15 protein-coding genes are annotated in these 20662 nt (G+C 38.8%); 12 read left to right on the top strand and 3 right to left on the bottom strand.

Going from position 1 to position 20662, the window contains the following annotated elements; all coding sequences use genetic code 11:
• Positions 1 to 6 precede the first annotated feature (6 nt).
• The 8 genes from EHR_RS06115 to EHR_RS06150 all read left to right on the top strand — a co-directional run bounded on the left by EHR_RS06115 (position 7) and on the right by EHR_RS06150 (position 9023).
• Positions 7 to 1290: a PTS sugar transporter subunit IIC gene (locus EHR_RS06115; protein WP_211213180.1), complete on the top strand. Its 1284-nt coding sequence runs from the start codon at positions 7 to 9 to the stop codon at positions 1288 to 1290.
• A gap of 14 nt (positions 1291 to 1304) precedes the next feature.
• Positions 1305 to 1652 carry a PTS sugar transporter subunit IIA gene (locus EHR_RS06120; protein WP_010720932.1) on the top strand — a complete coding sequence of 116 codons (348 nt, stop codon included), beginning with the start codon at positions 1305 to 1307 and terminating at the stop codon, positions 1650 to 1652.
• Positions 1653 to 1662: 10 nt separating this feature from the next.
• Positions 1663 to 3108 (top strand): glycoside hydrolase family 1 protein, encoded by a 1446-nt coding sequence (locus EHR_RS06125; protein ID WP_010737052.1) that lies wholly within the window; start codon positions 1663 to 1665, stop codon positions 3106 to 3108.
• A 113-nt stretch (positions 3109 to 3221) separates the two neighbouring features.
• On the top strand, positions 3222 to 5120 hold the full coding sequence (locus EHR_RS06130; RefSeq protein WP_010737053.1) for a BglG family transcription antiterminator: 1899 nt from the start codon (positions 3222 to 3224) through the stop codon (positions 5118 to 5120).
• A gap of 337 nt (positions 5121 to 5457) precedes the next feature.
• On the top strand, positions 5458 to 6396 hold the full coding sequence (locus EHR_RS06135) for a 2-dehydropantoate 2-reductase (protein ID WP_010720928.1): 939 nt from the start codon (positions 5458 to 5460) through the stop codon (positions 6394 to 6396).
• A gap of 13 nt (positions 6397 to 6409) precedes the next feature.
• Positions 6410 to 7462 carry a PTS sugar transporter subunit IIC gene (locus EHR_RS06140; RefSeq protein WP_010720927.1) on the top strand — a complete coding sequence of 351 codons (1053 nt, stop codon included), beginning with the start codon at positions 6410 to 6412 and terminating at the stop codon, positions 7460 to 7462.
• Positions 7463 to 7724: 262 nt separating this feature from the next.
• Positions 7725 to 8642, top strand: coding sequence for a hypothetical protein (locus EHR_RS06145; protein WP_010737054.1), 918 nt, complete (start codon positions 7725 to 7727; stop codon positions 8640 to 8642).
• Between the two features lie 102 nt (positions 8643 to 8744).
• Positions 8745 to 9023 (top strand): hypothetical protein, encoded by a 279-nt coding sequence (locus EHR_RS06150; protein WP_014834436.1) that lies wholly within the window; start codon positions 8745 to 8747, stop codon positions 9021 to 9023.
• A gap of 59 nt (positions 9024 to 9082) precedes the next feature.
• Here EHR_RS06150 and EHR_RS06155 read toward each other — a convergent pair whose 3' ends face one another.
• Positions 9083 to 11287: a GH92 family glycosyl hydrolase gene (locus EHR_RS06155; RefSeq protein ID WP_071859334.1), complete on the bottom strand. Its 2205-nt coding sequence runs from the start codon at positions 11285 to 11287 to the stop codon at positions 9083 to 9085.
• Positions 11235 to 12281 (bottom strand): GntR family transcriptional regulator, encoded by a 1047-nt coding sequence (locus EHR_RS06160; RefSeq protein WP_010737057.1) that lies wholly within the window; start codon positions 12279 to 12281, stop codon positions 11235 to 11237. The genes EHR_RS06155 and EHR_RS06160 overlap by 53 nt, the downstream gene beginning before the upstream one ends.
• Positions 12282 to 12435: 154 nt before the next feature.
• Between EHR_RS06160 and EHR_RS06165 the strand changes: the two genes are divergently transcribed.
• Genes EHR_RS06165 through EHR_RS06175 form a run of 3 tightly spaced genes read left to right on the top strand, consistent with a single transcriptional unit; the run spans position 12436 to position 17293 of the window.
• A complete protein-coding gene (locus EHR_RS06165; protein ID WP_010737058.1) occupies positions 12436 to 13737 on the top strand; it encodes a glycoside hydrolase family 125 protein in 1302 nt (433 codons plus the stop codon).
• Positions 13738 to 13747: 10 nt separating this feature from the next.
• Complete coding sequence (locus tag EHR_RS06170) at positions 13748 to 16429, top strand: alpha-mannosidase (protein WP_010737059.1); 2682 nt, start codon at positions 13748 to 13750, stop codon at positions 16427 to 16429.
• Between the two features lie 3 nt (positions 16430 to 16432).
• Entirely contained in the window at positions 16433 to 17293 is an 861-nt protein-coding gene (locus EHR_RS06175; RefSeq protein ID WP_010737060.1) for an ROK family protein, read from the top strand.
• A gap of 102 nt (positions 17294 to 17395) precedes the next feature.
• Here the strand turns inward: EHR_RS06175 and EHR_RS06180 are convergent, their stop codons facing one another.
• Entirely contained in the window at positions 17396 to 18250 is an 855-nt protein-coding gene (locus EHR_RS06180; RefSeq protein WP_010737061.1) for an RluA family pseudouridine synthase, read from the bottom strand.
• 207 nt (positions 18251 to 18457) lie between these two features.
• Here EHR_RS06180 and EHR_RS06185 point away from each other — a divergent pair, with 207 nt between their 5' ends.
• Positions 18458 to 20629 (top strand): PBP1A family penicillin-binding protein, encoded by a 2172-nt coding sequence (locus EHR_RS06185; protein WP_010737062.1) that lies wholly within the window; start codon positions 18458 to 18460, stop codon positions 20627 to 20629.
• Positions 20630 to 20662: the final 33 nt, after the last annotated feature.

A 20662-nucleotide genomic window follows, 5' to 3' on the forward strand; every position in this document is an offset into this window, starting at 1 on the left:
CGAATGATGAATAAAATTATGGACTTCATGACGAACAAATTTGCGCCAAAAGTAAATAAAATTGTCAAGAATCCTTGGGTCTCGGCGATCCAAGATTCGATCATGGCGGCTTTACCGTTAGTTTTTGTTGGTTCTTTAGTTACAGTGGTTTCTCTGCTAAAAAATATTTTTGCAGGTTTACCTGATTTTTCAATGATTAGTAATTTTTCTTTTGGGATGTTTGGTTTGATTGTTTCTTTTTTGATTCCTTATTATCTCATGGAAAAAAAGGGAAACAGCGGTCAAAAGCTGATTTCAGGTGCTACCGGATTAGTGTTATTCATGATGTTACTATTTCCCACAGTATCTGCTGAAGGAAATGCTACGTTTATTCTTTCTCGGTTTGGCGCTACAGGCATGTTTCTTGCGATTATTTCTGGTCTTTTTGTTGCCTGTGTGATGAATTTTGCTGCTAAAAGATCATTTTTCGATGAAGATACACCGATCCCTGATTTCGTGGTGGGGTGGTTTAATAGTTTATTGCCGATTACGTTTATCTTGATCGTTGGTTGGTTTATCACGGTACAAATGAATGTTGATTTCTTTGAAGTGGTCGTTTGGGCATTCAGTCCATTGGCAAAAATCGTGCAATCTTACCCAGGTTTTGTCTTATCCGTTTTTATCCCAGTCTTTTTATATACGTTCGGTATTTCAGGTTGGGTGATGATGCCGGCTATCTATCCTGTATATATGGCTGGATTAGCTGCTAATGCTGAGGCTGTTGCAAATGGTGGACAAGCAATGAACATTGCTACTCAAGAAACTTGTTATGCTTTTTCATCAATGGGTGGTGTGGGGACTACCTTGGCCTTGTCTGTGATGATGTTGCTGCTAAGTAAATCAGCACAATTAAAAGCGATTGGTAAAGCGGTCTTTATTCCTTCGATCTTTAATATTAATGAACCGTTGGTTTTTGGGGCACCGATTGCTTTTAATCCTTACTTGATGATTCCTATGTGGATCAACGCACTGATCGTACCAACGATTTCTTATGTTGTGATGAATATGGGCTTCGTGAATATTCCTAGTCAATCATTCTTGTTGTGGTACATGCCATATCCATTTACATCTTATTTAGCCACTCAAGATTTCCGTGCGGTCATCGTCTGTCTGTTGATCTTTGTTATCACATGGTTTATCTTCTTACCATTTTTTAAAGCATATGATAGTTCATTATTAAAACAAGAAAAAATTGCTGAAGAACAAGAAGCGGCGCAAGCAAAAGCAATGCAAGCTTCAACGGCTCAATAATTGGAGGTAGTAGTATGTCACAACAGTTTGTGGAAGAAACAGATAGCCTAAACGAATTATCGATGAATATTTTGATCCATGCAGGTAATGCTCGTGAATTACTGGTAAAAGGTCTGAATGCACTGGAGGAAATGGCGTTCGATGAAGCAGAAGAATTGATTCAATCGGCACATAAAGAAGTGGTGATTGCTCACGGCTTGCAAACAGATACGTTACAAATGGAAGCTTCAGGAGAGCAGATCCGCTATTCTACGTTGTTCTGTCATGCGCAAGATACGTTGATGACAGCACAAAGTGAGATATTGATTGGTGAACATATGGTTCGGTTATTTCGGAACTTTTCAAAAAAATTAACTAAATAGGAGGTATTTCATGTTTAAAGAATACAAAATGCCAAAAGATTTTCTTTGGGGAGGGGCGATTGCTGCCAACCAAGCAGAAGGGGCTTATCAAGTTGATGGTAAGGGCATCAGCCTCGCTGATTTACATGTTTTCCATGCGGATAAAACAAATGCAGAAATTGCGGAAGAGCAACATAAAGGAATGTCTTTGGCTCAGTTGAAGGCGAATATGACAGATGAACAAGGCTATTATCCTAAACGCCATGGGATCGATTTTTATCATACCTATCCTGAAGATTTAGCGCTATTAGCAGAGATGGGCTTTAAAACGTTTCGGACGTCGATTGATTGGTCGAGGATTTTTCCTACGGGCGATGAAACGGAACCGAATGAAGCGGGTTTGGCTTATTATGATGCGTTGATTGATAAGATCCGTGAGTTAGGGATGGAGCCGATTATTACGATGCTTCATTATGAAACACCGGTAGACATTACTTTAAACTACGGGGGTTGGCATAATCGGAAAGTGATCGATCTATTTGTAAAATATGGAAAAACAATTTTAGATCGTTACAAAGATAAAGTGAAGTATTGGATCGTCATCAATCAGATCAACTTGATCCAATTTGAACCATTCAATTCAACTGCTATTCCTTATGATACGGTGGATCATTACGAAGAAGCTAGCTATCAAGCGATCCATAATCAGTTCGTTGCCAGTGCTAAAATCTATGAATATGGGAAAAAGCTCAACCCTGAAATGCAAATTGGAACGATGGTTGCAGATTGCACCGCCTATCCATTTTCTTGCGATCCAGATGATATCATTTTGGCTTTACGTCGTAATCGGATGGAGTATTTCTATACAGATGTGCAATTTCGAGGGGAATATCCTCAGTATGCGTTGAATTATTTTGCTGAAAATAATATCCATCTCGAGATCACTGAAGAAGACAAAGCCATTTTACAAGCGAATACGATGGATTATCTGGCTATTTCTTATTATTATTCGCAAATGGTCGACTCCAAGAAAAACGATATGAACCCTGCATCGGTGACACCTAACCCGAACTTGAAAGCTAATCCATGGGGGTGGGCAGTGGATCCTAAAGGGTTGTATCATTCACTGTCGCAATATTGGGATCGTTATGGTAAAGCGATTATTATTGCAGAAAATGGCTTTGGAATGTACGACCAGTTGGAAAACGGCAAGATTCATGATGATTATCGGATCGATTATCTGGCTAGTCACATTGAAGAAATGAAACGTGCGATGTATGATGGAGTCAATGTGATTGCTTATTGTGCATGGGGGCCGATTGACATTATCAGCTGTTCATCTGCTCAAATGGAAAAACGTTATGGATTTATCTATGTGGATCTGGATAATGAAGGAAAAGGTAGTGGTGATCGGATCAAAAAAGATAGTTTTTACTGGTACAAAAATGTGATTGAATCGAATGGAGAAAATTTGTAAAGTCGCCAGTTTAAAGAATAGGTGTGATGCGAGACATGGATTTCGTATCCACCTTTTTTTGAGATAGTGTGGCAAATCAATGGATAGCAACACATGTGTGGGGGAGATAGAAAGTGGCAACGAAAAGGCAAAGAGAGATTATCGCATATCTTGCAAAACGACAGCAGCATTGGGTCACTGCGACGGAACTAGCAACATTTTGTAACTGTACGACTCGAACCATTCGTAATCAAATCACAAAGATCAATGAGACGGAGCAACAAATTATTTCTAGTAATCAAGGGTATCGGATCAAACAACCTACCCAGGATAATCAAGTGATCCAAGCAACGAATGACCGGCAATCACAGTTGTTTCTGACGTTGTTAAAAAGCAATCATGGCATTGATCTCTATGATCTGGCAGACACGATGTTTCTCTCTGAGTCAACGTTAAAAAATGACATCCAGCTTTTGCGTAACGAGATTCAAAACAAACAATTGAAATTAACGATCAAAGCCAATCAAATTTATTTAGAAGGATCAGAAAGTGATAAAAGGCGTTACATGATTTCGCTATTGTATGAGGAAGGCGATTATCAGGAAAAACTAAAGTATCATGTCCAAGATATGATTGGCACGCTTTCGCTTATTGATCTAGAGCGAACCATCCATGATGTCTTGGCTTCACACAAAATCAAAATCAATCGTTATTCGATGAACAATATTGTGCTTCATTTTGCGATTAGTATTGAACGGATTCGCCAAGGAAATGATCTGAAAAGCGTGAAGGACTTTCCATTAAGAAATGATGCAACGGAATTTCAATTGTGTGTGGAGATTACTGAACTTCTTTCAAATACTTATCACATTCATTTTTCTGATGCTGAAGTCAAACAGTTATCCTTACTTTTTATTGGATTACAAAATGAATATCTTACGAATCGCAAAGAGCTATCCTTGTCCAAAATTGTTGAAGCTCGAGTGATCGAAACACTAAATGAAGTTTTAGAGAAAGTCAAAGAAACCTATTTGATTGATTTACAAGATGAAGCTTTTTTCAATAAATTAGCTATCCATCTGCAAAATCTTTATGACCGCTCTCAATATGAACGGTTCACTCGGAATAGCAGCCTTTTAGATATTAAAACAGCCTATCCGTTAACGTATGACATTGCGGTTTACTTGTCGATGTTGGTACAGGAAAAATTAGCGATTTGGTTTAATGAGGATGAGATTTCTTTTATCGCTTTACACATCGGGGCTTACTTAGAAAGCAAAAAAGAAAAAAGACCAAAGTTGCGAGTGCTAGTTGATCACAACAATTACCATGATTTTGAAGAAACAAACGTTCAAAATATTCGTAGTATGCTAGGGGAAGATGTGGAGATCGTGGCGGTTGATCATCATGAGGTAAGCGTACAAGAAAATGACGTGTATGTCTCTTCTGACCGTGACAGAGTGACTGAAATCAATGGCGCAGTATATGTCCATCCTATTTTGACACGTAAAGATTTTGCAAAGATCCAAAAACGGGTGACTGCCAAGCGAAAAAGTAATTGGCGAAAACAGATGTTTCATTTGATTGATCGGTTTATTATTGAAGATCTCTATTTTAATCAATTTGATCCGACCGATCAGACACCTAAAATGATTCGGGAAAAATTGTTTGATCGATTGTTAGTGACAGGGTATGTGGAGGAAGAATTTTCCCAGAGGATGGAAAAACGAGAAGCGATGTCATCGACCAGTTTCCCATCAGGTATCGCAGTACCCCACTCGCTGGAACAACAGGCGAAAAAAAGTGCCCTTTCGATTATGACCTTGCAAGAAACCCTAAAATGGGACGAATATCCTGTTCAAATCGTAGCTTTAGTTGCCATCTCACAAGATGAAGCCAAAGAATTTAATGATTTTTTTGAAATGTTTATCGAAATCGTTTCTGATCCGATCAATGTGCGATTGTTAGCGGGTGCAGAAAATTTTACAGAATTCATCTTAAAAATGAAAATGTTGGTCGAAACGGAAGAATGATCCGTGAATGTTGAGGGCGTTGGTTTTATTCTTGTATGAGAGGAACGCTCGCTTTTGTCTTAGGGATCACTGCTAATCGATCATTGTCAAAGTAGCCGAAAGCTTTCTAGTGATTTTTGGTTACTTTGTTTTTTTGTGCTTGCAGTGATGGAAGGAAGTAATTTAAAACATCTTTCTGCTAACTTCCAATTGAACGGAGAAGTTTAGGATTGCCCGTTTTTCTCTTAGGCAAGCTGATTTCACGTAAAGTGGTGGAAAAAGAAGAGCAACCTATAGAATAAAATTGTGTAATAAATCTTAGATAGGTATAATGTAAGGCAAAAGGGAGGAATAAAACATGAAAATTGCAATTGCAGGAGCTGGAGCGATGGGAAGTCGTTTCGGTCTGATGTTACATCAAGGTGGAAACGAAGTACTATTGATCGACGGTTGGGCAGATCATGTTCAACAAATCAAAGAGCATGGGTTAAAAGCAGATTTTAATGGCGAAGAAGTAGTTGAGAAGTTACCAGTCGTTCTTCAATCAGAAGTAGGCGAAGAAGATCAGGTAGATTTGATCATTTTATTTACTAAAGCGATGCAATTAGAAAAAATGCTAACAGATATCCGTCCATTGATCAAAGAAGAAACGGAAGTATTATGCTTATTGAATGGTATCGGACATGAAGATATCATTGAAAAATTTGTTCCAATGGCAAACATTTATATTGGTAACACCATGTGGACGGCGGGCTTAGAAGGACCTGGAAAAGTCAAACTGTTTGGAAGTGGTTCAATTGAGCTGCAAAATCTTGGAGAAGGCAAAGAAGAACAAGCGAAAGCACTAGCTGAAAAATTATCAGAATCAGGCTTACATGCGAAATTCTCTGATAACATCCATTATTCCATTTACCGTAAAGCTTGTGTGAATGGCACGATGAATGGGTTATGCACGATTTTGGATGTGAACATGGCAGGGTTAGGTCAAACTTCGACTGCGCATAAGATGGTGGAAACGATTGTTCGTGAATTTGCGGCAGTGGCAGAAGCTGAAAATATCCACTTAGATATCCCAGAAGTGATCGCTCATTGTGAATCTTGTTTCGATCCAGAAACGATCGGATTACATTATCCATCCATGTATCAAGATTTGATCAAGAATCACCGCTTGACGGAAATCGACTACATCAACGGTGCGGTTTCAAGAAAAGGGAAGAAATATGGTATTGCAACACCTTATTGTGACTTCTTAACAGAATTGATCCATGCGAAAGAAGATAGCTTGCAGGTAAAATAAAGGGGGATAATTGATGGAACAGACACAAAGCATGTCACCAAAGATTTTTCTGAACAAAGTACTAGCTGGTACAGCAACGGGGATTATCATCGGATTGATTCCTAACGCAGTATTAGGGGCGATTTTAAGATACTTTAGTGGTTCTTCTTTTGCGATGGCTGTTGCTCAAATGGCGGTCATCTTCCAATTAGCGACACCGTTGATTATCGGTGGATTGATAGCTTTGCAATTTGGTTTTGCACCGATGAAGATGATGGTGGTGGCTGGTGCCGCATTTGTCGGGTCAGGGGTGGTGAAGTTTACTCCTGAGCTTGGTGAAACAGGTGTGTATGTTGGTGCTGGCACAGGCGATATCATCAATACGATGATCACTGCTTCTATCGCAGTTGGGTTGATTTATCTGATTGGTGAACGGTTTGGTTCGGTAGCGATTGTGTTGACTCCGATCGTTGTTGGTGTCGGCGCAGGGGTGATCGGGTTTTATCTCTATCCTTATGTGGCAGATATTACCTCAGCTATCGGGACGGTCATCAATAACTTCACGACACTACAACCTTTACTGATGTCGATCTTGATTGGCTGTTCTTTTGCCTTCTTGATCATTTCACCGATTTCCACCGTAGCAATCGGAGTGGCGATCCAACTAGATGGTGTTTCAGCAGGAGCGGCAGCAATGGGTGTCGCAGCAACGACTTTCGTTTTGATCGTGAACTCGTGGAAAGTCAATAAATCAGGAGTGACGATCGCCATTACGTTAGGAGCGATGAAGATGATGATGCCTAATCTGTTTCGCAGACCGGTTATTCTCGTTCCTTGTCTGATCAGTGCAGTGATTACAGCTATTCCAGTTGCTTTGTTGTCTATTTCAGGAACCCCTGCCTCGGCTGGTTTTGGGATCGTTGGTTTAGTTGGTCCTTTAGCTTCTTTAGATGCAGGTCTAAATCCGGCTCTTGTTGTTTTGAGCTGGTTAGTCGTCCCAGTTGCGGCAGCATTGTTCACTCAGTTTTTATGTGAGAAAGTATTGAAACTATATGATCGAGCAGATGTGTTTGAATTCTTAGGCTAGTGAAACGGCTGATTTTTTGGCTGAGTCTGCTCCTTTGATAGTGAGACAAATCATGTCAAATAAAAAAAGCTTGAATTTTTAATTCCTTTTTTCGAAGGAGATTAAAAGTTCAGGCTTTTTTAATATAAAAAACGAAATTTTTTGTGGATATAGATCAGTGTAGGTATTTTTTTGCTTCTTAGTAGCATTATTTAGTAATATTGATAGTATTTATTTTTCATTAAGCGGTATAATGTTTTTGAATATAATGGAGGGGCGTAATATGGAGATAATGCAAGCGGGTATCAGAGTTCCAAAAAACCAATTGGTAGAAAAAGTGAAGGAATTACATTTTTCAGAAAAGATTGTTAAACATTTAAATGGGGCAATAGTGACGAGTGGTACCGTCATGGAAATTATAAATAAAGGAGAATACGTATTAGATATTCCACCGGAAATATTAAAGGGACTAAAAAATGGAACGTATCGTTTTGTCTCTGGGAAAGATGGAGTATATGCACAGATTGCTGATAAAAAAAGTGGCGAATTTGTTAAAAATTTGACATTAAAAAATGGAACAAGCGTTTGTTCAGCTTTAGGTCCTGCGGCAATAGTAGTAGGAGTCATGTTAGAACTTAAAAAAATCGAAGACAAATTAGATGATCTTAATTTGAAAATAGACGAAGTAATCAAAAATTTTGAAAATGATCGTTACGCAGGTGTAGTTTCTGCTAAAGAGAAATATGAACAATCAGTGTTAATAAAAGATCCTCAAATAAAAAAACAGTTATTAGTTAATGTGCTAAATGATATCACTACTGTGAAATATCAATTGTTAAAACAGTTAGAAGGAAAGGTAATCAGTTACCGAAAAAACCGTATGAAATTTGGTGATAAAGAAAAGTCAGCAAATGATATTTTGCAAAATATTTTATTTATAAATGAGAGTTTTAATATCCAAGTAAATTGCCTTTCAGATTTAGATGAATATGTTGCTTTGAACTATAGCTTAAATCTCCATAAAAAAGATTTGGAAAGCATTTTGACTAGAGAAATGGCGTTAAAATTAGATGAGTATTTTCAAAAATCAACCAATCCAATAACAGAAGCAATTGATGATATTCATACGTTGATTCATACTATCTCTGATATGATCGAAGCGGATCCTGAGTATATTTTAAGTGGATATGTAACGGACTAATGGGGGGAAAGCAATGTATAAATGTACAAATTGTGGACGAGAAATATCTGAACCTAAAAAACTATGTGCATATTGTAAAAAAGAAAAAATAGGATAACGAATGTGAGTAAACGAGCGTTAAAAAAGACAGTAGAATTTACGAATGAAAAGACAGAAGTAATCGGCAACAAGTTCTCTTCTTTGAAAATAAAACAATTGAAGTCATCAATAAAAATAAATACAAGCATGAAAGAAACAGGTACTAAAGTCAAAACAGAGGTCACTGATACACTAGCCAAAGTTACTGAACAACTAGTAAAAAAAGGAAATAGCCAAAAGAAAAAAATAAAAAATAATCTTATCGAAAAATTCATTCTAAATCTATCAAAACACCTTCTTTGAGACTAAGAAATTCAAAGAAGGTGTTTTGTCTTATAGAATAACCAAATAAGTCAGCTTGTTTATTTGGTCAAAGAAAAAGGGAAGTCTTCAGCGTCGTGTTTTGTAGGATTAGGAACAATCCCCAACTGATAAGCAATCGTGCCACCAGTCAACAAGTCTTCATGTGTAAAGAAGAGTTTGCGATAGCTAGTTTCATTTCTTGTGATCTCATGGATAAATTGTTGTTGTGGGTGATTAGGGCTTGTTTCGATTGTTAGATGTTCACCATTAGACAACGTAAGCACAGCTTTGTCGATTAAAGGCATCCCGATGACATATTCACCTGTTCCTGGCGTGACAGGATAAAAGCCTAAACTATTAAAGATATACCAACCTGCCATGCTCCCATTGTCTTCATCTCCTGGATAACCGGTCGGGGTATCATCAAATGTTTGTGTCAGCAATTGTTTGATCAATGGTTGTGCCATTTCGGGTTTACCAATATAACTGAATAAATAAGGATAGTGGAAGCTTGGTTGATTGGAGATGGCAACTTGTCCAAACTCGATCGCTGCCATTTCACTCATTTCATGGATCTCAAAACCATAACCGCCAACTTCAAAAGTCGGTGCTTGGTTACATAATTCAATCAGTTTTTCTTCAAATTGATCTGGTCCACCGTGAGCATTGATCAAACCAGCAAAATCATGGTAAACAGCAAAACTACTTTGCCAAGCGCTACCTTCTGCATAATCCTGACCCCAACGTGTGGAAGAAAACGGAGTACGGAATCTTCCTTCGGGATCTTTGGAACGCATGAAGCCAGTTTCCGGATCAAAGACATTTTGATAATTGAAAGATTGCTTTTGATAGTGTTGTGCGGTTGCTGCTTCATTCAAACCGGTGGCTACTTGGCTGATACAAAAGTCACTATAAGCGTAATCAAGGGTGTGGTTGATTGATTCGTGGTAAGTATTTGGTACATAACCATATTTTAGATAATCAGTCGTTCCTTGACGTCCGTAATTTTGTTTTTCACTTTGGATCGTAGCACCTTTTTTCATTGCTTTGAGAAATTCAGCCATTAAATCTTTACGGATTCCCTTAACCGAGGCATCAGCGATCACTGCATCAATCAATGTTCCTGGCATGAGTCCACGCTCATCTGGCGAAAGCCATTTTGGTAAAAAGCCAGTTTCACGATAGCTGTTCAAAAAGCCTTCAAGCATCTCTTCATATTTTTCGACAGCAATCAAAGAGTAAAGTGGATACACTGTTTTATAAGTATCCCAAAAACCATTATTGGTATAAAGTACACCTGGTTTTACACTTCGACTAGTGGTATCATAATGGATTTTTTGTCCGGTCGAGTCGATTTCATAGAACGTTTGTGGGAATAAAAATACACGGTAGAGATTGTGGTAAAACGTCCGTAACTGTTGCGGATCATGATGCTCGACTTTGATTCGGTCAAAATAGTTTTGCCATTGTTGTGAACTATTCAGCAAATAGTCATCAGGTGTTTGATGTAACTCTTGTTCTAGATTAAATAAAGCTTGTTCAGAACTGATGAAGGAAGTACCGAAACGAATGACTTGTTTTTTTACGTCGCCAAAATAAATCGGAATCGACCCAGCGTCATCGGCTGCTAACTGTGACAATTCCTTTGATTGGATTGGCTGTTCAAAATGTAAGACAAAATAGAACGTAAAATCAGGATCTTCGGCGCCTGCAAAATGAGTGACTTGTCCTTCAATCGTATAGGGATCTTTTAGAACTAATTGATGTTTACCAGGAAACGACAAAAGTAAACCGCTCTCATTTTTGTAGTAATCAATGGTTAGGACACCACCGTACATGCTAGGGATCAACGTGGAGCGAATACCATCACGTAATTGGTTGATCGTTAAATGAGTTGGACAGAATGTGCTTTCTTCTGGACGATACGAACTTTGTGCATGGAACAGGGTATTTTCAGGTAATAACCCATTGATCGGAGTGAAGACAAAATAGCTGAAGTCACCCATCCATGGACTTGGCTGATGAGTCAAACGGTAGCCTTGGAAGGTGTGATCGTCAGGATGGAACCACCAGCTACCTTTTTGATCAGTTGTCTGTGGGGCAAAGTAATTCATCCCAAAAGGAACACCAGTATAAGGCTGGCAGTTCCCATTTGAGAAGTTCGCTTGATTGGCTGTACCGTGACGAGTATCAATATGTTGAATGTTCATGTTAAATCTCCTTTGTTGAGTGTCGTTTAATAAATGAGACTGGTTGGCTCGTATCTTCGGGAATGTTATTTGTTTTGAGCCAAGTGATCAAAGCATTTCCTGCAAGTTCCCCTAGTTGGTGGAAATCTTGAGCAATCGTTGTTAATGGTGGATCAACTAAAGCGGCTGCTTGGATATCATCGAATCCAACGATCGAAAAATCATCTGGGATACGATAGCCTTGTTGTTTTAAATGATTCATCGTTTGAATAGCTACCAGATCGTTTTCGCAGACAAACGCAGTGACCTGATGTTCATTGATGTAGGTCAGTAACGTTTCAATCGTAGTGCCTTTTGCATCTAAAGTTGTATGAAACGGCAAATTGGCTTTGTCCAAAGCTTCCAGGTAACCCAAGTATCGTTGTCGGACAGATTGTGGATGCGCCTGTTCACCAAAAAGATAGGCAATCTTTTTATGCCCTTTTGAAATCAAATGAGCCGTAGCCAAAGAACCACCTTGGAAATTATCTGAAAGGACAGTTGGAAAAGGAAGTTCATAGATTTTTTTATCTAAAACAACAACTGGGAATTGTTTCAATGATAATTCAAAGAGCAGATCCAGATGTTGATCGGTCGCAAACGCATAATAAATCATTCCGTCAAATTCTTGCATGATTTCCTTCGCCGTTTTGTTTGCAAGAAAATCAACAGTCGTCATCATGACTTCTAACTGATTTTCTTGCATCACTGGATTTAGTCCTTTTGTAAAATCTCCGACAGAAAGGTCAGATAAAAAGGGAAGTAGGAACAGGATGCGACTATTTTTAATCACATCGTTTCTATTAAGATCACTAGTCGTTGCTTTGACAAAACTGCCTTTTCCTCTGACACGATAAATCAGACCTAATTGTTCTAATTCAGTTAATGCACGTTTAGAAGTGATTCGACTCACTTGATACTTGGCGGACAATTCCTTTTCGGTAGGTACCTGGCTGTCAACAGGTAACGATCCATCAGCAATTGCTTGTTGTAAGTCATGAAAGATTTGTTGGTATAGTGGTTGATTCATAAAAGCACCTTCTTATAAGATATATCATATAAAGATCATAGCATAAAACCACTAAAAGTAAATAAGAAAAATCTCATTTTGAAAGCGTAGACAATTGCAAAGCGACGAGATATAATCCTCTTATGATATATCAATAAAGAAAAGAGGAAAATAAATGGCATATAAAGATATACCGAAGTCAGTTCAACAGTTTATGGATGAAATTACTGCAAAATGTGGGGAAGAGCATGCAGATTGGGCAACGAATTTCTCTGCTGCCTTTGCTAATACATTGTTAACGACAGTCAAAAGGCATGAAGACGGGACGACTTTCTTATTAACTGGTGATATTCCAGCGATGTGGTTGCGTGACTCCACCGCTCAAGTCCGTCCATATTTAGTCATTGCAAAAGAAGATGAAGACTTAGCTTCGATGATTAGTGGGCTTGTCAAAAAACAATTTGAATATATCAACATCGATCCATATGCAAACGCATTCAATGAAGAAGCAAATGGAGCGGGGCATCAAAGTGACCATACTGAAATGAATGATTGGATCTGGGAGCGTAAATATGAAATCGATTCCTTATGTTATCCTATCCAATTAGCTTACTTATTATATAAGAACACTGGTCGAACGGACCAATTGAATGATTCGTTTGTTGAAGGAATCAAAAAAGCCTTACATGTCTTCAAAACCGAACAAGATCACAATCAATCTCCTTATACTTTCGAAAGAGATACGACGAGGAAAGAAGATACCTTAGTCAACGACGGGCGTGGAAGTACAGTTGCACCAACTGGAATGACTTGGTCTGGTTTTCGTCCAAGCGATGATGCGTGTCAATATGGCTACCTCGTTCCTTCAAATATGTTTGCTGTAGTAGTGCTGGGTTATATTGAAGAAATCTTTACGAACATTCTCACGGAAGAAACAAGTAGTAAAGCAATCCTTGAAGAAGCCAAACGTTTAAAAGAAGATATCCAAAAAGGAATCGAAGACCATGCGTTGACTAAAAACCAACAAGGAGAAACCATCTATGCTTATGAAGTTGATGGATTAGGAAACGCTTCTATTATGGATGACAGTAATGTACCTAATTTGATTGCTGCTCCGTATTTAGGTTACTGTTCTACCACAGATGAACAATATTTGGCAACGAGAAAAACGTTACTAAGTAAAGAGAACCCTTACTTCTATGAAGGGAAATATGCAAAAGGGATCGGATCATCTCACACTCCAGAAAATTACATCTGGCCGATTGCATTAGCGATGGAAGGGATGACCACTGAAGATAAAGAAGAGAAAAAGCGGATTTTAGATTTATTAGTTGCGACAGATGCTGGTACACATTTGATGCACGAGGGGTTTGATGTCGATGATCCAAACAACTACACCAGAGAATGGTTCTCTTGGGCGAACATGATGTTTTGTGAATTAGTGATGGATTACTTTGATATTCGAGTAGCGAAATAGGAGGAATAAAATGAAAAAGAAAGTATATATCATTTCACACAGTCATTGGGATCGTGAATGGTACATGGCTTATGAACAGCATCATATGCGTTTAGTCGAATTGATGGATGATCTTTTGGAATTATTTGAAACCGATCCAGATTTCAATAGTTTCCATTTAGATGGACAAACGATTATCTTAGATGATTATTTACAAGTACGTCCAGAAAAGAAAGAAGCGGTGCAACGAGCAATTGATGCGGGTAAATTAAGGATCGGTCCTTTTTATATTTTACAAGATGATTTCTTGATCAGTTCAGAAGCGAATGTCCGTAATATGTTGATTGGAATGGAAGAAAGTAAGAAGTGGGGAACGCCTGTGATGCTCGGTTATTTCCCGGATACTTTTGGAAATATGGGGCAAACACCACAAATGATGAAACAAGCAGGACTTTCAGCTGCTGCTTTTGGACGAGGCGTAAAACCAATTGGCTTTGATAATCAAGTCTTGGAAGCAGAAAATTATTCTTCTCAATATTCTGAAATGTGGTGGAAAGGACCAGATAGCACAGAAATCTTTGGGTTACTGTTTGCCAATTGGTACAGTAATGGAAATGAGATCCCGGCTGAAAAAGAGAAAGCAAGAGCCTTTTGGGACCAAAAGCTGGCAGATGCAGAGCAATACGCATCAACCGATCATCTGTTGATGATGAATGGAGTGGATCATCAACCGGTTCAAAAGGATGTAACAGCAGCAATCAAATTAGCGAATGAATTATATCCAGAGTATGAATTTATCCATTCCAATTTTGTCGATTATCTTGCAGCGGTGCAAAAGGACTTGCCAGAAGAACTTGGTTCCGTTGAGGGAGAGTTGACCAGTCAGGAAACAGATGGCTGGTATACGTTAGCGAATACTGCTTCAGCACGTGTCTATTTAAAACAATGGAATACTAAAGTTCAAAGACAAATTGAAAATATTGCTGAGCCATTAGCAACGATGGCTTATGAAGTTACTGGTAAATACCCCCATGATCAATTAGATTATGCGTGGAAAACGTTGATGCAAAATCATCCACATGACAGTATTTGCGGGTGTTCGGTTGATTCTGTCCATCGAGAAATGATGACACGTTTTGAAAAAGCAGATGAAGTAGGGAAGTATTTAGCAGAAGAAGCGATCAAACAACTTGCCCAAGCGATCGACACTAGCAGCTTACCAGCAAAAAGCTATCCTTTCTTAGTTATGAACACGGCTGGATCAGCAAAGACTGGTGAAGCAGAAATAACGATTGAGTTAGAAAGAAAATGTTTTGCAGAAGGAATACCTGAGAAATTATATGAAGAATTAGAAAAGCAACCACCAAAAAGCTATCATGTAGAAACATCCAATGGTGAAGAAGTCCCTGCATCACTATCAGAAACATTTGTGACGTTTGATTATGATCTGCCAAAAGATCGGTTTAGGATTCCTTACATGGCGAGAAAAATCACGGTCACTTTACCAGTGAGCGAAATGCCAGCTTTTTCTTGGAACACGTATGTATTAATAGAAGGAAAAGCTAAAGAAGAAAAAGAGACGATGATCCAAAACGATGGACGAGTATTAGAAAATCAACAAGTTCGGCTAGAGATCAAATCGAATGGCACCTTGACGTTGAAAGACAAATCAACGGGCAAACAACTAGATGAATTATTGACATTCGAAGATGTTGGGGATATTGGAAATGAATATATCTTCAAACAGCCTGAAAATGACCAACCTATTTTATCAAAGGAAATTGATCAAAGTACCGTAGAAGTCGTAACTGATACGAGTGAATTAGCACAAGTAAAAGTTACCCAGGAATTATTGATCCCAGTAGCTGCGGATGAACGTTTAGCAAAAGAACAACAGATGGTCATTGAGTTTCGTCACCGTAAAGCAGGTCGTTCAAAAGAAAAGCGTGTGTTAGAAGTAACAACTGTTATCACTTTAAGAAAAGACAGCAAAAAAATCGACTTTGAAACAAAAGTGAATAATCAAATGGATGATCATCGCTTACGTGTGTTGTTCCCAACAAAGTTACATGTGAAACAACATCAAGCTGATAGTATTTTTGAAGTGGTTACCCGTCCCAATGATGTATCAAGTAGTTGGGAAAATCCAACAAATCCACAGCATCAACAGGCGTTCGTTCATTTAGAAGGAAACGATTATGGCGTAACAGTTGGCAATTATGGATTAAATGAATATGAAGTGATCGATGACAGTGTGATTGCGGTGACTTTACTACGTTGTGTAGGGGAATTAGGAGATTGGGGATATTTTCCAACACCAGAAGCCCAATGTCATGGGGTACATTGCTTTAACTACAGTATCGAAGTGCATCAGCCAGAAGAAAAATTTGCTAGTTACCATCATGCTTATAGCGCACAGATTCCTTTTTCTACCACGCAAATGGCGATTCAAACAGGAACCTTGCCAGCTGAAAACAGCTATTTAACTTGCGAAGGGGAAACGTTTGCAATTACTGCTTTGAAACGAAGTAAATTTAGTGATAAAGTAGTGGTGCGTGGGTTTAATCTGTCCGGTCTTGATTCACCATTACAAATCACTAAAAATGGGAAACAAGGGGAATTATTGAATCTGCTAGAAGAAACAGTTGAGCAAACGATTGCTCCGACCGTTAGACCTTATGAAATTCGGACAATCGGATTCGAGGAGGAATAAGCAATGTATGGTGGAATAGAAGCAGGGGGAACAAAATTCATCTGTGCCGTTTCAAATGAAGGCGTTATCGTAGAAAGAGTAAGTATTCCTACAACTACACCTGAAAAAACACTAAAGCAAGTATTTGATTTTTTTGATCAATATGAACTAGAGGCGTTAGGGATCGGTTCGTTTGGTCCGATCGGTATTGATAAAAATGCCGATAATTATGGGTATGTTTTGGCAACACCTAAACCTGGATGGGGAAACTACAATTTTTTAGGCAGCATCCAAGAACGTTACGGGATTCCGATGGCTTGGACGACAGATGTGAATGCAGCAGCTTACGGCGAATTGCTAAAAGGAGCCGCACAAGGGAAAAAGAGTTGTATTTATTTGACTGTCGGTACAGGGATCGGTGCCGGTGTGGTCCTTGAAGGAGATATTTTTTCTGGACTTGCCCACCCAGAAATGGGGCATATATGGGTAAAACGTCATCCAGAGGATACCTATGAAGGAACATGTCCTTACCACAAAGATTGTTTGGAGGGGTTAGCGGCTGGACCTTCAATTGAGGCACGAACTGGAATCAAAGGCCAAGAACTTCCTCAAGATCATCCAATATGGGACATCCAAGCCTATTATATTGCTCAAGCATTGATCAATTATACGTTGACGTTAGCTCCTGAAAAAATCATTTTAGGTGGCGGAGTGATGAATCAAGACCATTTGTTGCATAAAATTCGACAACAATTCGTTGAGTTAATGGGTGGGTACATGGAAACGCCACAAGTAGATGAGTACATTGTACGCTGGGGTCTGCCGAATGAGAGTGGAATTATTGGCAGCTTGCTTTTAGCAGAAAAAGAACATGGTAAGCAATAAGGTGTATATATTCTATATATAGTAATAAAAAACGGCTAGAGGTGTATCCCTAGCCGTTTTTTGATTGTGATCAGTAGTGGATCGCTCCTCACAATAGTGTCTTTACCATAAACCAGGGAGGGCTTTTGCTACAATGGTTTCTTGCGTGAAAGGATGAGACATGTGTAATTCTAACGCATGGAGCATGAGACGGTTCGCAGGCCGTGTTTGGTAAAGTGGATCCCCGACGATGGGATGACCAATGTGAGAGAGATGGACCCTGATTTGATGGGTACGTCCGGTTTCCAAGACACAGTAAACCTGAGTCTGACCATTCAATACTTGATCAACGGAAACATGTGTGAGAGCCGTTTGACCTTTATAAGGATCTACCACCCGTTTTCTGCGATCGTGCCGATCACGACCGATTTTATCTTTTAAAATCAAATCCTCTTTGATTGTTCCCCAGACAAGTGCTTGGTATCGTCGATAAATCTTCTTTTGTTCCAACATTCTGCCTAGGATAGGTAAAACAAAGGGATTTTTAGCAAATAAAATTGCACCACTTGTTTCTTTGTCCAATCGATGCACGACATAAGGGCGTTGCTCTTTTTTCTTTAAATACGCAGCTAAGTGATTCAATAAAGTATCATTTTCGGTTGGTTCATTCGGATGAGTTTTCATGCCGGCGGGTTTATTGACAATGAGTAAATGATCGTCTTCATATAATGGTTGGACAAAGGAAGCTTTACCCAATTGGACTTCTTGGTATTGATAATCAGTTTCTTCAAAACGTAACGTAATATGATCACCAGCGTGGACTTCAAAATGAAACAAGGCAGGTTCTTGATTGATCCACACATTTTTTCTTATACGTAAAAAGTGGCGGACTTTTCTTGGAACGAGCCATTCTTGTTCTAATAATTCTCGAATGGTGGTTGTTGGCTGAGTGTCAGGTAACGTGATCGTGATTTCCATAAAAATACTCCTTTTAGCAAAAATGCAGCTCTATTGTACCATTTTTAAAACTTATTTAAGAAAAAAGTGACTAATTTCTGATACTTCTTATGCTAAACTATCGTCAAAACTTAAAAAAACAGTTTGCCTACATCTCAAGCAGGAAGAATGAAGAACGTACCTGTGGTAGAATAAGGCGATTCAATCAAATAGACAGGAGAAGAATAAATGGATTTTCAAAGCATTTTAAGTAAAATAAAAGCTGCTTTGATCAGTTTTTGGCATTGGATTAAACCTTATTTAGGGCGATTCCATCGATGGCGAAAACGTATATGGAAAAAGTATCATATCAATAAACTGATCCTATTGATTGGCTTGATCTGTGTATTGATCGTCAGTATCTATCTTTTTATTTTAGCAAAACAGGCAAATGTCTCCACATTAAAATCGGGGCTAAGTCAGTCTACCGTTATCTATGATAAAAAGAATGAAGAAGCAGGCACCCTTTATGCTCAAAAAGGGACTTATGTGGAATTGAATGCAATCTCTCCAGATATCCAAAATGCGGTTATCTCAACTGAAGATCGCAATTTTTATCAGCATCATGGATTTGATATCAAAGGGATCGCTCGGGCAGCAGTTCGGATGGTCCTTTCAGGTGGCACTTCTGGTGGAGGTGGGAGTACAATTACCCAACAATTAGCTAAAAATGCTTATTTGACACTTGATCAAACTTTTGACCGTAAAGCAAAAGAATTATTTTTAGCCATTGAAATTGAAAAGAAATACAGCAAAGAAGAGATTTTGACCATGTATCTCAACAATGCTTATTTTGGAAATGGGGTATGGGGCGTACAAGATGCTTCAAGGAAATACTTTGGGGTAGATGCTAATCAGGTTAATTTAGCAGAAGCGGCAACGTTAGCTGGGATGCTTAAAGGTCCGGGTATCTATAATCCGATCGATCATCCAGAAAATGCAAACAATCGAAAAAACACCGTATTGAGTGTCATGGAAGAAAACGGCAAGATCACGAAACAACAATACCAAACGGAAAGCAAAGTGGATATCAAACAATACGTGAAAGATACGTATGATAATTCGGAATCAGGCTATCGCTATCCTTATTACTTTGATGCCGTGATTGATGAAGCAGTCAATGATTATGGTTTAGATGAAGAAGATGTGATGAACAAAGGATACAAAATCTATACATCACTTGATCAAAATTATCAAAAACAATTAGAAACAACGTATCAAAACAATGCACTATTTCCGGCAAATGCTGCGGATGGGGCGATGGTTCAATCCGCATCAGTCGCATTAGATCCTAAAACTGGTGGAGTTGAGGCGCTGGTAGGGCGACGTGGGGAACATGTTTTCCGAGGATTTAGTTTTGCAACACAAATGAAACGTTCTCCTGGCTCAACGATCAAACCATTGAGTGTGTATGCACCAGCGTTAGAAGCGGGATACACCCCAGCAAGTATTTTGAAAGATGAACCATTATCTTATTATAAAGCTCATAATTACGACGGAACGTACCGTGGTGAAGTACCGATGTATCAGGCGGTTGCTGAAAGTTTGAATCTTCCTGCTGTATGGTTGCTTCATGAAATCGGTCTTCAAAAAGGTTATGATAAAGCAGAAGAATTTGGATTGCCTCTATCGAAATCAGATAAGTATTATGGTTTAGCATTAGGTGGTTTAGCTAAGGGAGTTTCGCCGTTAACGATGGCTGGAGCTTACAGTGCATTTGCTAACGCTGGTAAAATGTATAAACCACATCTGATTACTAAAATCGTGGATTCAACGGGTGCAGTAATTGTTGATAAGATCAATGAAAAACCTAAACAAGTCATTTCAGAAGAAACAGCTAATCAAATGACTTCAATGCTGCTTGGGACTTTTTCTAATGGGACGGCCGTTGCAGCTAAACCGGCTGGTTACACAGTCGCAGGGAAAACAGGAACGACTGAAACCAATTTTGATCCTACCAAAGCTAACGATCAATGGATTGTTGGCTATACACCTAATGTCGTGATTTCAACTTGGATGGGATATGAAGAGTCTAGTGAATTGCATTATTTAGCAGGAACAAGTGGGAATGTGGTTGGTAAAGTCTTCAAATCGGCCGCAGAAGGCATTCTTCCTTATACCGAGCAAGAGCCTTTCCCAGTAGCAGATGCATATGCGACTGGCGGAAAAGTAGTCCCTGCTGATCAAGTCAATAATAATACGCAAACCAATGAGAACTCAGAACAATGGAAAGAAAATCTGAATAAATACGGGGAACAAGCTAAAGATGGGCTGAAAAATATCGGTGATATGGTAAAAGAAGGCGTAAGAGGTTTAGGTGAAGCTGCGAAAGATCTCTGGCGGAAATATCAAGGACAGTAATCCTATGAAAAACGATAAACAAATGGTACAATA

The organism is Enterococcus hirae ATCC 9790 (assembly GCF_000271405.2).
Lineage (GTDB): Bacteria > Bacillota > Bacilli > Lactobacillales > Enterococcaceae > Enterococcus_B > Enterococcus_B hirae.